This window comes from Streptomyces sp. TRM64462, from assembly GCF_013362995.1.
GTDB lineage: Bacteria > Actinomycetota > Actinomycetes > Streptomycetales > Streptomycetaceae > Streptomyces.
Map to the genome: position 1 here is coordinate 1 of NZ_JABWDV010000109.1, position 13,933 is coordinate 13,933.

At 67.9% G+C, this 13,933-nt stretch carries 12 protein-coding genes; 4 read left to right on the forward strand and 8 right to left on the reverse strand.

Features of this window, described 5'->3' with window-relative positions; translation table 11 throughout:
• Positions 1-107 precede the first annotated feature (107 nt).
• Genes HTZ82_RS05165 through HTZ82_RS32010 form a run of 3 tightly spaced genes read right to left on the reverse strand, consistent with a single transcriptional unit; the run spans position 108 to position 2,337 of the window.
• On the reverse strand, positions 108-1,109 hold the full coding sequence (locus tag HTZ82_RS05165) for a helix-turn-helix transcriptional regulator (protein ID WP_175408071.1): 1,002 nt from the start codon (positions 1,107-1,109) through the stop codon (positions 108-110).
• Positions 1,110-1,159: 50 nt separating this feature from the next.
• Positions 1,160-2,110: an ATP-binding cassette domain-containing protein gene (locus HTZ82_RS05170; RefSeq protein ID WP_175408072.1), complete on the reverse strand. Its 951-nt coding sequence runs from the start codon at positions 2,108-2,110 to the stop codon at positions 1,160-1,162.
• 5 nt (positions 2,111-2,115) lie between these two features.
• Complete coding sequence (locus HTZ82_RS32010; RefSeq protein ID WP_175408073.1) at positions 2,116-2,337, reverse strand: MbtH family protein; 222 nt, start codon at positions 2,335-2,337, stop codon at positions 2,116-2,118.
• Between the two features lie 321 nt (positions 2,338-2,658).
• On the opposite strand from HTZ82_RS32010, the gene HTZ82_RS05180 reads away from it, so the two are divergent.
• Positions 2,659-3,027, forward strand: coding sequence for a hypothetical protein (locus HTZ82_RS05180; protein WP_175408074.1), 369 nt, complete (start codon positions 2,659-2,661; stop codon positions 3,025-3,027).
• A 193-nt stretch (positions 3,028-3,220) separates the two neighbouring features.
• On the opposite strand, the gene HTZ82_RS05185 is transcribed toward HTZ82_RS05180, so the two are convergent.
• The 3 genes from HTZ82_RS05185 to HTZ82_RS05195 all read right to left on the reverse strand — a co-directional run bounded on the left by HTZ82_RS05185 (position 3,221) and on the right by HTZ82_RS05195 (position 8,181).
• The gene (locus HTZ82_RS05185) at positions 3,221-3,601 is read right to left on the reverse strand and encodes a transposase (protein WP_175408075.1); all 381 of its coding nucleotides are present in this window, start codon (positions 3,599-3,601) and stop codon (positions 3,221-3,223) included.
• 209 nt (positions 3,602-3,810) lie between these two features.
• The gene (locus tag HTZ82_RS05190) at positions 3,811-4,200 is read right to left on the reverse strand and encodes a hypothetical protein (RefSeq protein WP_175408076.1); all 390 of its coding nucleotides are present in this window, start codon (positions 4,198-4,200) and stop codon (positions 3,811-3,813) included.
• 42 nt (positions 4,201-4,242) lie between these two features.
• Positions 4,243-8,181 carry a polymorphic toxin-type HINT domain-containing protein gene (locus HTZ82_RS05195; protein WP_254711632.1) on the reverse strand — a complete coding sequence of 1,313 codons (3,939 nt, stop codon included), beginning with the start codon at positions 8,179-8,181 and terminating at the stop codon, positions 4,243-4,245.
• A gap of 334 nt (positions 8,182-8,515) precedes the next feature.
• Here HTZ82_RS05195 and HTZ82_RS05200 point away from each other — a divergent pair, with 334 nt between their 5' ends.
• The gene (locus HTZ82_RS05200; protein ID WP_309235314.1) at positions 8,516-9,028 is read left to right on the forward strand and encodes a hypothetical protein; all 513 of its coding nucleotides are present in this window, start codon (positions 8,516-8,518) and stop codon (positions 9,026-9,028) included.
• Positions 9,029-9,049: 21 nt separating this feature from the next.
• A complete protein-coding gene (locus HTZ82_RS05205; RefSeq protein ID WP_175408079.1) occupies positions 9,050-11,176 on the forward strand; it encodes an FG-GAP-like repeat-containing protein in 2,127 nt (708 codons plus the stop codon).
• Between the two features lie 214 nt (positions 11,177-11,390).
• On the opposite strand, the gene HTZ82_RS05210 is transcribed toward HTZ82_RS05205, so the two are convergent.
• Both HTZ82_RS05210 and HTZ82_RS05215 read right to left on the reverse strand, forming a co-directional pair.
• Positions 11,391-12,725, reverse strand: coding sequence for a hypothetical protein (locus HTZ82_RS05210; RefSeq protein WP_175408080.1), 1,335 nt, complete (start codon positions 12,723-12,725; stop codon positions 11,391-11,393).
• Between the two features lie 27 nt (positions 12,726-12,752).
• The gene (locus HTZ82_RS05215; protein ID WP_175408081.1) at positions 12,753-13,232 is read right to left on the reverse strand and encodes a hypothetical protein; all 480 of its coding nucleotides are present in this window, start codon (positions 13,230-13,232) and stop codon (positions 12,753-12,755) included.
• A 289-nt stretch (positions 13,233-13,521) separates the two neighbouring features.
• On the opposite strand from HTZ82_RS05215, the gene HTZ82_RS31720 reads away from it, so the two are divergent.
• Complete coding sequence (locus HTZ82_RS31720; protein ID WP_217623685.1) at positions 13,522-13,860, forward strand: hypothetical protein; 339 nt, start codon at positions 13,522-13,524, stop codon at positions 13,858-13,860.
• Positions 13,861-13,933 lie beyond the last annotated feature (73 nt).

Below are 13,933 nucleotides of genomic sequence, written 5' to 3' on the forward strand. Positions count from 1 at the left end.
GGTCCCCCCTGCTCGAGCGGAGCCGAGAGCTTGGGGGAGTGCGTGCCAGACCCCGCGGCCCAGACATGATCCGCCGGACACGACCTAGGGCCGCACATGACGGCACGTCAGCTCGCGGCGGGCTCCACGTGGAGGTCCGTCGCGAGCTCGACCGCGAGCCGCGGCCCGTCGATGCCGCCGTCCGCGACGGCGAGCGGGCCGAGCCCCGTGAGCCGCCCGTTGAGCAGGGCCATCCCCAGCGGCGTCACGGTGTGCACGACGTTGTTGCGCACCCGCCGCGTCGTGATCAGACCGGACTCGCGCAGCACCGCCGTGTGCTGGCTGGCGCCGGCCGACGAGATGCCGAGCCGGTCGGCGAGCTGGCTCGTGGAGCAGGCCGCGGTCAGCTCCCGCAGCGCGGCCGCGCGGGTCTGGCCGACCAGCGCGCTCAGCGCCTGCACGCTGGTGTCGGCGCCGCCCCACAGCTCGGCCGGGCGCGTCGTGGCGGCGGGCGCCGGGAACACCAGGGCGGCCATGCCGGTCTCGCGCTCCGACTCGACGACCAGGCCCACGCGCCCGGGCAGGAACACGGTCGGGCACAGCAGCAGCCCGCGCCCGTCGAGCCGTACCGTACGGTCGGCGCCCTGGCCGTCGTGGACCTCCAGGACGGGGGGCCGCCAGGTGATGCGCGGGTGCAGCGTGGCGAGGAGCCGCTCCACTCCCCCGGTCATGGAGATACGGCCGCGTGCCTCGCACTCGGCCCGCAGGCGCTCCTCGATGCGGTCCCAGTACGGCGCGACCCCGGCCCGCCACACCTCCAGGGCGAGCCGGCCGTGCTCGGGCCTCGGCAGGGCGGGCGCGCCGGTGGCCCGCTCGGCGGCGGACGTCCGTTCGAGCAGGTACAGCAGGCCGTCCGGGGCCCCGGTCGACCGCAGCAGCTGCGGCAGCGGCGCGCCGCGTGCCGGTCTGCGGCGCAGCCGCCCCAGGACCTCGCTGCGCCAGCGCGCGTAGTCGGCGTGGCCCGACCGTGCCAGTACGCCCAGGGCGAGGGCACCCTCGGCGACGGGGCCGAGGGTGCTGCGCAGGCGGGTACGGGCCAGGTCGGACGCGGTGAGGTGAATGCTGAGCATGGCTCGCTCCCCCGCTGGTGGATGAGGTCCGGGACCGGACCGGTGCCCCGCTACGGGGTGGCCGCGGTCCCGGTGAGATGGAGGAAGACGTCGTCGAGCGTCGGCCGGCGCAGCCCGAACTCCCCGACGTGGACCCCGGCGTCGCGCAGGGCTGCGGCCGCGGCGGCCACGTCGTCCATGCCGTCGACGACCCGGAGCGTGACGGTGCCGCGCTCCTCGTCGACGCGGGCCTCGCCGGTGGTGACGGGCGCGAGGGCGGCCAGGGCGTCCGGCAGCCGCGTACGGTCCGCGAGGGTGAACTCCAGCCGGGCCTCGCCGACCTTGCTCTTGAGCTGGTCCGCGGTGCCCTCGGCGATGACCGCGCCCGCGGCGATGACCACGATCCGGTCGGCCAGCTGGTCGGCCTCCTCCAGGTACTGGGTGGTCAGCAGGACGGTGACGCCGTCCGCGACGAGGCCGCGCACGGCGTCCCACAGCAGGATGCGGCTGGCCGGGTCGAGGCCCGTAGTGGGCTCGTCCAAGAACAGCACGGCGGGCCGTACGACGAGGCAGCTCGCCAGGTCGAGGCGGCGCCGCATACCGCCCGAGTAGGTGCGTACGGGCCGGTCGGCGGCGTCCTGCAGGTCGTACTGTCCGAGGAGCTCGTCGGCGCGGCGCCGCGCGGCGGCCCGGCCCAGGTGCAGCATCCTGCCGATGAGCATGAGGTTCTGCCGCCCGGTCAGCAGCTCGTCGACGGCGGCGTACTGGCCGGCCAGCGCGATCCGGGCACGCACCTGCCGGGGCTCGCGCACCACGTCGTACCCGGCGACGCGCGCGCTGCCCCCGTCGGGGGGCAGCAGCGTCGACAGGACACGGACGGTGGTGGTCTTGCCGGCACCGTTGGGGCCGAGCAGCCCCAGGACGGTGCCGGCGGGCACGGCCAGGTCGAGGCCGTCGAGTGTCGTCCTGCCCTTGTGGCGCTTGCGGAGGCCCGTCGCCTCGATCGCCGGTTCGGCGCTCATGGGGCTCAGCGGCTCCGGCCTGCGGCGCTCTGCTCGCGCAGGCTGAGCGGCCGCAGGTCGGTCCAGTTGCTCTCCACGAACGCCACGGCGGCGTCCCGGGTCCCGGCCTCCATGGCGACGGTCCACCCGTCGGGCACGGCGACGAAGGCGGGCCAGATGCTGTACTGGCCCTCGCTGTTGACCAGCACGAGGAAGAAGCCGTCCTGGTCGTCGAAGGGGTTGCTCACGGCGCACGCTCCGTTTCCGGGGGTGTTGGGGCACGACGGTGTTACGGCGGTACGTGCCGATGCTGCCCCGGCGTACTGACCCGCGACTGACACCCGCCTGATGAACGGCTCGACTCCCGCCTGGGCGAGCACACCCCGTTGTCCGGAACGCGACACGAACACGGCCTCGACCAGCCCGGACAACCCCACGTCCGTCCGGGGCAGCGAACGGTTCTTGCCGCGACGTTCTTCACGTCAGCAGGGTTGAACCGGCCCGGCCGACCGAGAGGTAGGTGACCTCTCGCAGGGGCCACGCCTGAGCCGAACCCAACCATCCGACCGATGACGGAGATGCCCGAAATGGGCCACATCAAGCGCATAGCTGTGGGCACACTGGCGACCGGTGCCGCCGTCGCCCTGTCCGTCGCACCTTCGCACGCTTCCGGCGAGACACAGACCCTCCCGCGCTCCGCCTCGACGTCGGGCGTGTCCATCATGGCCATCCCGCCCGGGTGCAGCGGCTGGATCGACTGGTACGCCGGCCGTAGCCGAGGGCACCTCAACTGCGTGGGGAGCGGCCGAGACGTGCGGGTGACCGTCGCGTGCGGCAACGGCAGCATCAAGCGCAGCGCCAGGGGCTACGAGTCCGCCAGGGCCGAGTGCCCGACCGGGCTCGGCGGTGTCTCGTTGAGCGGCGCATACATCAGCTAGAGCACCCGGAAGCCCCAGGCGGGCGTGAAACTGCCACTTCGTCAGCTCCGGGGCCGGCGTCGGCCATGCGGTGCGGCGTTACAGCGGACGGCGAGGCTCTTGGACTGGTGGAACAGGGCAAGGGTCTGGGTGGCGTGGTTGACGTTGGCGGCAGTGGTGACGATCTTGAACGGGGTACCGCGTCCGTCGCAGATCAAATGGTGCTTGCTGCCAGTCCTCCACCGGTCGACCGGCGCCGGACTGGTGTCGGCCTCCCCTGTTTCGCGCGGACGTGGGAGCCGTCGACGCACGCTCTTGACCAGTCCAGCTCGCCGGCCGCGTTCAGCTCGGCGAGCAGGATCCGTGCAACTGGTTGAAGACTCCGGATCTTCTGCCACCGCTCCAGCCGCCGCCAGCAGGTCCGACCCGAGCCGAACGCCAACTCCAACGGCAGCAGTTGCCAGGCGATGTCGCTGTGCAGCACGTACAGAGTGTTCTGCAGGCGCAGCCGGTCCGGCACCGGCCGCGGCCCCGGCGCTCTCTCAGGCCAGGGCGGCAGCAACGGCTTGATCTGCGCCCACAGGTCATCGTCCACGATCCACGGCCGGTACTCACACCATCCCGAACGGCCGAATTGTCGCACCGGTCACGGCCAACCAGGACCGCTCAACAAGATCGTGTTACGAGCTCGTAGAGCCTCACCGACCAGGTCGGTGAGGCTCTACGGAGGCAATCACAAGAGGCGGACTCGATGCTGCATCGCGAAGCGGTTCACACCGCGACTCATCGACTTACCGTCGACCACTAATTGCCGAGACTCGGAAACAGATCTCGATCTTCCCAATCGTCACGGAAAGATTCCAGCATCCTCTCGTAATGCCGAATCATTCTGCGATCAAGCTTCGTGACACTTTCCAGGTAACGGCTGCGAACTTCCGCCTCCAGCCACCCCCACCTGAATTTGTGAGCGAAGTATTGGACCGCTTCAGCGGACGCCGATACAGCTCGCGAGTCAAGCAGTCGCATCATGGCAAGCCTCAACCCGTCCGATTCCGGATGCTGCTCGGCGAAACCTGCCAGCTCGGCCAGGATCGGATCGACGGCAAGCGTGGAGTTACTTTCGTCGAGGATCCTGGAAACTTCACGAAAGCCCTCCGTCAACAGCCCATATGCATCTACTTCAGGCATTTCCATCCCATCGGCCGATTATAGCTCCAGTTCGGTACACCTTTGAACTTACCAACGCTCCTTGTATGTCTTTTCACCTACGTCAAACCCGGCCTTGATGAACGCATTCTCTGCGATCCCCCGCACTTCCGCCCCCTTGGGCTGGTAGTGCCCCGATCTGTTGTCGATCGACTTGAGCCGCCCCTGCCACAGCTTAATCTCACCGGCCGCTGCTACAGGTGCACCCTGGGCTAGATCTATGTGCCCGAACATACTCCCGATCCTGGTCACCCGCAGCTCGCCACCCGGCAGCACCACATAAATGAATCTACCGGTAGCCTCATGCAGTTCATCGAGTGCCGTGAATGGAACCTGCTCAATGGGCCAGGGGCGATCATCCGGCTCCAAATTCTCCCACAGCTTGCATTTTTCAGCGTTGTGGACCAGAACCGGAGTGGATCCGGCAAATACATAGTACGTGTGCAGGTCGTCTACCGTGAGGTTGTAAGTGCGAGCCCGCTTATTGAACGGGCGATTGCCTCGCACCTCTACACTTGCACCCTTATCAGTGCGGAGCGTCATGCCGACGCGAAGGTCGGCAGCCTCTATCCACGCATTCTCCGAAGGGGACCAAAATGGATGCTCGTAAGTGGCTGTCAACTCATCTATGCCGCCATCCGTAGCCAGGCGGATTTCGTTGAATCGCTTATCGTGTTCCGTCACGATGAGGTCGACGACAGCCCGCTCCACCGTCTTGCCACTCACCGGGTCAGTGGCGAGTACCTGGTCGCCGACTCCTATCGACTCGATGTTCTTCGTTGTGTTTCCCCCCATGAGAACACGAGTGCCAGCAGGGAAACAGGTGAAGCACTTACTCGCTGCTTTGCGGGCTCGTTCCACCGCAGCCAGCTCTTCGAGCGCATCCACGACGTTGTCGAGTTTTTTGATCTTACCAACAGGCGTGACGGCGATGGCGAACTCGATGCACCTCGCCACGGTCGGTTCGTTGATGCACTGCTGAAGGTCGGTGAGCCCAGCCAGCTCTGCGTATATCTTGGCCGATTCCATGGCCAGGGTGGGGTCGAAGTAAGTGTTGTCCGAGCTGATGAGGCACCAGCCAGCGGAGGGCGTGGGCGGGCAGGCCCGCTTGTCCTTGTTCTTCTCCTCCTGTTTACGCGCTTCTTCGGCAAGCCGGGCGGCTTCGGCGGCTTCGGCGCGGCGCAGTTCCTCGACACGCTTCCATGCGGCAGAAGCAGCCGCGTCCGCCACGGTGGTGCTCATGCCGGCAGCGAGGGCGGATGTGCGGGCCGCGCGGGCCGCGTCGTGAGCATCTTCGGCGGAGTTGCGCGCGTAAGTGGCGGAGAATTCCGCGCGGGCGGCGGAGGCTTCGGCATCGGCGGCGTCGCGGTCGGCGGCACTGGCGGCGCTACGCGCGGTGGCCGCGGACTTCGCAGCCTGCACGGCGGAGGCCTCAGCAGCCTTGGCGGAGTCCTTGGCATCCTCGGCGTACTTGCCAGCGAGGGCGGCGGACTTCTGGGCTTCGTCGGCGGCGTTGTCTGCTTCGGCGGCAGCCTTGTTGGCAATGGCGGCGGCCTTAGCCGCTTCCCAGGCGTTCTTCTGCGCCGTGGCGGCGGTGCCTGCCGCCTCAGCAATCAGCTGCCGCATCTGAGTAACGTGGGTGGCCGCGAGCTGGTCCTTGCGGTCGGCCATATACTGACCAGCCTGGACGAAGAAGTGCAGCTTCTCGGGCGGTCCGGATAGCGCGGTCTTGGCGGCCGCTTCCACTTCGGGACCACCGCTGCTGCTCAACTGGGTGGCACGGACGCGTTCATCGATGATGCGGGCGGTGTACTGGCCACTGTAGAGAAAGGTGAGCAGTGCCTTGGGCGAGCCGTCGCGGAGGGCCTTCTCGGCTTCTTCCTTGACGCTGGGACCTCCCGTACTGCTGACCTGGGTGACCTTGACGCGATAGTCGGAGATCGCTGCTTCGTACTGACCGTTGGCCAGGAAGGCGTTGATCTGCTGCGCGTCGCCCTTGAGCGCCTCGCCAGCTGCCGTGCGGACGGCACCGTACGGGCTTTCAGTGGCCAGTTGTGCCACGCGCTGACGCGCATCGTCCTGAGCTGCCTTCTGCCAGCCCGAACGCAGGTACTCCAGGATCTCGCCGTCGGTACCGCCAAGGGACCTGGAAGCGGCTTCCTGGCCCCACGGGCCGCGGTTCTTCATCACCTCCAGGGCGAACTTGCGTCCCTTAACCGCGACGGCGTGGATATCCACACCGGGTTGGGCCGCTTCAGCGGCAAGCCGATCCGCCTCCGCGTCAAGGTCCTGGTTGTACTTGAGGGCGTGGCCTAGGCCGATGGTCAACTTGTCGTCGGCGGCCTTCAGGTCCCTGGCACGTTCAATCGCCGTCGCGGTGCGGGTGGCGAGGTCCTCCGCCTCCGTCTCCCGCGCGATCTCGAACACCTTCTTGGCGGTGTCCACCGCCTTCGTTGCGGTGTCGGCTGCCTTCTTTGCCTCACCCGCGTGTTTGGTGGACTCAGCAGCGGCCGTGGCGGCTTCGCCCGCGTGCGCGGCGGCTTCGTCGGCCGCTGCGGCGGCGTTGGTGGCATGGGCGGCAGCGGAGTTGGCGGCGTCACGGGCCTCGAAGGCAGCCGCAGCCGACTTGCGGGCCAGCGACTCCGAAGCGGCTGCCGCGCGGCTCGCCTCATGAGCATGGCGGCGTGCCTGTGCGGCGGCTGCCCGAGCGTCCCCGGAGGACGCACCCGCAGCGTCAGCGAAGCCGCTGGCTCTCTCAGCTTCATCTGCGGCTGCGTCGGCGTTGCCCGACGCGGCCTTGGCCGCCAACGCGGCCTCACCCGCGGCTAGGGAAGCCTGACCCGCCGCACCCGCGGCTGCTGCGGCCTTGTTCGCTCCCTGCGCCGCTACTCGGGCCTTCACCGCGGCGTCCCTGGCGGTTCCGGCCTTGCCTGCATCCGATGCGGCAGCACTGGCCGCGCTGCGCGCATTGGCCGCCGCGTTGGCGGCTCCGATCGCGGCGGACGCGGCGGCTGCGGCAGCGCTGGCCGCGACGCGGGCCGCGTGGTTAGCTGCGTTCGCCGCACCGATGGCCTGACGGGCAGCAGCAGCCGCTCCGCGCGCAGCCTCAGCCGCGCGGCCCGCAGCATTGGCGGCCCGGACCGAGTCCTTGCCGGCGGCTTCCGTCTCATCAGCCGCCTTCTGGGCAGCTTCCTTCGCCAGCTTTGAGGCCTGTACCGCGCGAGCGGATGCTTCTTTGGCGGCGTTCTTCGAGGCGGCGGCCTGCGCGCCGGCCTGCTCGGCCCGGACTGCCAACTGTGTGATGGTGGCGCGCTCATCGTCCCGGGCCCGGGCCACATGCTGACCGACGTCGAGGAACTCGCGGACGTCGTCCGGCGTTCCCCTTAGCGCCAGCTTCCCCGCGGCCTCCACCGCGGGTCCGCCCGCGCTGATGAGCTGCACGACCTGCACACGTTCGTCCATCTCACGCGCGTCGTACTGCCCCTCCTCCAGGAACTTTGTCACGGCCTCAGGGCCGTCCTTCAGAGCGGCCATGCCCTTCTCTTTCACACCTGGACCACCGGTGCTGATGATCTGGGTGACCTGGACACGCTGGTCCTGCTCCAACGGAGCCTGCCAGCCCGACCTCAAAAAGGCCCGCACCGTCTCCGCATTGTTCGTGGCGAGAGCCGTCTTGGCCGCCTCTCGCACAGCGGGACCACCGACACTGAAGACCCGGACTGCCGATATGCGCTCGTCGTGATTGTCGGCGCTTTCGTACTCGACACTGAGGAACTTCTGGACGTCCTCGTCCGACCCAAGCAGCGCGGCCTCGGCCGCAGCCTTCACGCCAGGGCCGCCGAGGGTCCACAGCTGCACGACCTGACCGCGCGCCGACAATTGCGGCAAAGTCGCGTCACTGTCGGCCGGGTCGGCAGAGTATGCCGGAGTTGCGCTTAGCAAACCGATCAGCAGAGTGGCGGAGAGCATGGCTGCCTTCGCCCTGCGGACATGCGAAGGCATAGTAGCGCCTTCACTGATCTTCGTCGTTCTTTCCGGTCTCCATCGTGCTCTCAACACGTAAGTCCCTTCAGAAGCGCATGGGAGTCATAACCCATATCGCACTTGAGTGGTTTGTCCGGTCCCATTGAGGGGTCAGGGCGTGAGACAGAGGCGCCGCAGCTCCCGACCGGGAAGCGAAATTCGAGATTCCGCAACCACACTGATGCACTGTCTGCTTGACGCCATGACAGTTCATCACTTTACATGACCCATACATATGCGAAGATGTTGTGCTCACCAGCACCCACCGGAAGGAAATTTGGTGATTAAGCGTGCCCGTAGGGCTCTGCTGACCGGCGTCGTCGGCGTGGCTCTTGCAGGAATCGGCATCACGACCCTTGCCGTCGCGCAGGCAAGCCCGCGCACCGCGCCACCACAGGCACCCATTGACAGGGACATGCCCTCCGCAATCGAGAACTACGAGCACCCGGGAGCCGCGCGCATCCTCGAGGAGCGCGGCATCACCCTCAAGAGGGGTGATGGGCACATCGTGCTCACCGACTGCGGGCCCACCAACGACATATGGGTTGAATCACGGGTTAGCAAAGAAGGGTTCTGCTTCGACGTCACCGCCACGTCGGGCTACCTGACGCTGGAGCTTCCGAACACCTTCAACATCTGGACTGAAGACCACTCGGTGCGCGCCACGCTCATGGCCGAGGGCGCGGAGACAGTCGTCAACGTACCCAAGAACGACATGGCGGCCGTCGGCGAAGGCGACGACACCACCGGCAACAAGCCCTCCGTCCTGGTCGAACTCCGCGTCACCGGCTGACTCAGCAGTAAGGAATCAATCGTGTCTGCAATACGTCCACGTGTCGCGTGGACAGCTGCCCTGGCAGCCACCGCTGTCGCCACCAGCATGCTCGCCACCGCTCCTGCCCATGCGGTGACCGGCGCACCTGTTGGCGACAGCGCCTACGCGTTCACCGCCAAGCTGGAGATCGGCGAGGGCGATGCAAGGCGTGCCTGTTCCGGTGCCCTGGTCGATGCCGAATGGCTTGTGACCGCGGCCTCCTGCTTCACCGATGGGACGACCGAGGTCCAGGCGGGCAAGCCCGCGTGGAAGACCGTCGCCACCATCGGTCGCGCCGACCTGACCGCCACCACCGGCGGGCACGTCATAGAGATCGTCGACTTGGTACGCCAGCCCGGTCGCGATCTGGTCATGGCCCGCCTTGCCGCCCCCGCCACCGGTATCGCCCCGGTCACCATTGCGACCACACCCGTCACGGCCGACGACACACTCACGGCCGCCGGTTACGGACGCACCAAGGCCAACTGGGTGCCCAACAGGCTCCACACCGCTGCCTTCACCGTCAACGCAGTCACCGAGGTCCAGCTCGGCATTACCGGTAAGACCACGGGCGACGCGATCTGCAAGGGTGATACCGGCGGCCCCCTCCTGCGCGAGGCCAACGGCAAGCTCGAACTCGTCGGCGTCAATACCCATTCGTGGCAGGGCGGCTGTTTCGGCGAAACCGAAACCCGCACCGATGCCGTAGCGGCCCGTACCGCGACCTTCACGCTCCGATCGCGTCTCATCGCCGACCAACGTCTTCTCCCCGGAGACATGCTCGTCTCCGCCTCGGCACGGCTGGCCATGCAGGCGGACGGCAATCTCACCCTGGCATCCGCGGCCGGCCAGACACTGTGGGCCAGCGGCACCGCAGGCAACGCCGGCGCCAGTGCACGTTTCACCAGTGCCGGAGACCTTGAGGTGCTGGCAGCCGACGGCAACACCGTGCTGTGGCAGACCAAGACCACCGCTCCAGGCGGCCACGTGCGTCTCCAGGATCGAGGTAACCTCGTCGTCTACGACGCCCAGAACCAGTCCCAGTGGTCCAGCAATACTGTCGTCCGCCACGACGTCAACGGTGACGGGCGCAGCGACATCGGCGCATGGTACGACTTCAGCGCTGGTACGGACGCCACGTACACCTTCTTTGGCCAAGGCGACAACGGGGCCCTCAGCAAACCGTTCAAATCCTACGCCGCCCCTGTGGGTGAGTGGGACGCGAGGTACATGAAGTTCGTCTCCGGTGATTTCAACGGTGACGGCCGCAGTGACATGGCGATGGTGCGCGGCTACAGCGACGCCAGCGTGAAGGCGTTCGTCGCCCTCGGCCAGAGCGGCGGCGGCTTCGCCACCCCAATCCCAGCCTGGAGCTCGCCGGCAGGCGGTCCCTTCCACTACAGCTACATGACGCCGCAGGCCGGTGACTTCAACGGCGACGGACGCGACGACATGGCCGTCTGGTACGCGGGCGCCGACGGCACCACCAAGCTGCACACGTTCACCACCAAGACCAACGGCACCTTCAACACCCCGGTCGCCTCCTGGTCCGCCCCAAAGGGCACCTGGCTGCGCACCAGCACGAAGTTCGTCACCGGCGACTTCAACGGCGACGGACGCGAAGAGCTGGGCGTCTACTACAACCAGGGTGGCAGCGGGATGAAGACCTACGTCTTCACCACGCAGCCCAACGGCACCTTCGCCAGCCCCACACCGTGGTGGGAGACGTCGCTCAAGTGGGACCAAGCCATCCCGCAGGCCGGCGACTTCAACGGCGACGGCCACGACGACACACTGATCTGGTACGACTACGCCGACGGCAGCGACAAGACCAGCACCATGCTGTTCGAGAAGGTCGACGGGAAGAACAAGTTCGGCTCCGCCAAGCTCACGCTCAACAGTGCAGGCGGCCTCGACGTCAAGCGCCTGCAGATGGCGGTCGGTGACTACAACGGCGACGGACGTGATGACCTCGCCATCATGAACCACCAGAGCGACAACGTCGTGAAGATGTGGACCTGGACCGCCCGACCCGACGCCCTGTTCAACGGGGCCCAAGCCGGCTGGGCATCCGCCCCCGGCGCTTGGGCATACAGCTCCACCAACCTTGTCGGCGCCTACAACTGATTCCCGCGATAGGACGGGTGGCTGCCGCGCCCTGCGGCAGCCACCCTGCCTTGAATGAGCAGGGTTCACATACTCATTGTGGACGAGAGATTTACGATCTCGACATCCATTTGGCGTGATTCGGCGCACCGGCAGAGGAGGCTCGGCCATGCGGCGAAAGCCCTCCGCTAATCGACACACCGCGTTGAGCGAGCCTGACAGCTCGGGCACGTCCTCACCTGCCGAGCACATCCATCAGGTGGTCGTCGAGGTCGGCCACCCATTCCTCCCGCCGCCACGGGCGCAGCTCCCGGCGGGCACGCCGAAGCCGGAGCGCCGGCACCCGGCCTCCTGTGGTGGACGCTGCGGCCACGCACTCGTGCAGCAGGTCCGCAGCGGCGCGGGGTTCGCCGAGCCGGATCCGGGCGAGGGCCTGATCCGTGGTGACGATCGCCCGCTGCACCTGCTCCCGAGGTGTCGTCAACGCCGCCGCCGACCTGGCGAACTGGTCGTGCGCCGTACCCGGGTCTCCGACATACAACTCGCACACACCCTCGAAGCCGCGCAGGTGGCCGGAGGAGAACGACGTGGGGGCGGGGTCGCCGGTGTGGTCTGCCTCAATGTCGTACCAGGCGAGCCCCAATGCGGCCTGCGCATGCCGTTCGTGTCCGGCCCTCGCCGCCAACTCCGCTTGGAGCGCGTGGGCCCGGGCCCGCAGCAGTGGGCTCTCCCCGGTGCTCGTCGTACGCACTGCCAGGTCGACCAGGCGTCGCGCGTCGTCGAGGCCCCGGGTGGAGTAGAGCGTGACGAGTGCGTGGCTCATGTGGACGCCGGCCTGCCGCCAAGGCTGAGCAAGCAGCCCGGCTTCCCGGGTGGCTTCGGCGTACAGGGCGTGCGAGGCGGTGTCGTCCCGTGTTTCGAAGGCGAGCCGTCCTGCGAGCGTCATCCCGGCGACCGCCACGCTCCGCAGTGGCGCGACGTGCGGCTCGGGCATCGACCCTGCGAGCAGGCGTCGCGCTGCCTCGATGGCGGGGGCGAGCAGCAGCTGGAGACGCACCATCGGCAGCGAGCCGACCGCCGCGTTGACGTCGGCGACGACGGAACCCAGTCCTGCGATGGTCGGCTCGTCGAGCTGCGCCGGGCGTGCGAGAGCTGCGGTGAGGCCGGCGTGTACGCGGGGAGCGAGGAGCGCGAGCATGCCACCACCGGCATCGGTGGCGGCGGACAGAACGAGCATGCGCAGTTCGTCGGTGCGTCGCTCGCTCTCACCGAGCAGGCCCAGCGCGTCGAGGTACTCGGCGAAGTCGCTGCCAGTACCGAGCGCGATGTCGCCCGCCGGGGTGCGGGCGTAGAGATGGCCGAGAAGGAGTTGGTACCGCTCGTCGGGCATCGTGGGTCGCGCGGCCTCCCAGCGGGCGACGGAGCGCTGGACGCTAGCCACGGCGGGCAACGGCGGCTGATGGAGGTCGTCGGCGAGTGCCATGAGGGCACGGGCGAAGGCGGCGAGGGACAGACCGCGCCGCTTCCGCAACCGCTTCAGTACTGCCGCCCCAGCGGCTCTGTCCTCCATACGGCTTATGGTGCAGCAGACAGGCGGCTACACGGGGACGATCAGGCGCGGCTTGCCCTGTTCGGCTGTGTAGTTGAGGGTCTGCCAGGTACCTGAGGCCGGCTCATCGCCTTTGGGAAAGCCGATCGTCATCGACGAGCGGTCGACCATCCACCGGTTCCTCGCGTGGTAGGCCGGGCTGCCGAGTTCGGTGGCGCCGAGTTCGACGACCTCTTTGACGCGACCACGGACGCGGGTGATCGCCTGCCGAGCCTCGGCAGGCTGCTCACCCACGGTGCCAGGCACGACGACGGTGAGGTCGGCGTGGGTGTTGCCGGCCAGCCACAGCAGGGAGAGGGAGTCGATCCCCTTCGCGCCACCGATGTAGAAGTGCGCACCCTCCGCGAAGGCTCCGAGGTAGTCGGCGAAGAGGGCCGCGTAGGCGTCGAGGCTCCTGTGGCCGGTGCTGCGAGTCCCTGTGATCGTCACCGCACGAATCAAGATCGACTCCCTGTCGTAGGTTGTCATATCTCCTGACAATGAGCGCCGTTGAGATCGTCAGCATGTGGATAACAGCGACCAGCGACGACTCGCCCTTCACCCGGAGAAGCACGGCCGCCGAGTCAACGTGAACGAGGCCCGGACGAGAAGCCGCCTCGCTGAGGCGATTCTCACCGACGCGGCAACAGACTGCCCGGATCTCTCCGAGTCGTCGAGCGACGGCCGAGCGGTACTGAGCCGTCAGCCTCTCAGCCTGCCGCCACCAGACACACTGACCGAGTTGCAGCGGTACGGCATGGACTGCGCCTGGTGCGGGGTGAGGCTGACCAGAGGCGTCGCTGTCGAGCTCGGCAAGCGGTACTACGACGACGGCTTTGGCCCTACGGCCTGGTACCCGCGCTCCCGCACGGCGTGCCACTCCGAGAAGTGCGGTGCGCATGAGCAACTCGGCGGCGAGGAGGCCGCGATCGTGACCACGGAGAGCGTCAACAAGTACTGCATCGTCTGCGACCGAGTGATCACCGGCGAATACGAGGTGATCGAGGGCTTCTCGGCCTCCGGCGCCCGTCCCGACGCGTACCGGCACCCCATGTGCGGCCCCCGCCCGGTCCCGTTCGTACGACGTGACCCTGTGGACCCGTACGGCGCCCACTGACTCCGTCCGCCACGGCCCGAGCCATCCAAGGACGGTCGGAGCCCGGTCGCCGGGGGATGTGGGCGGCCGGGCT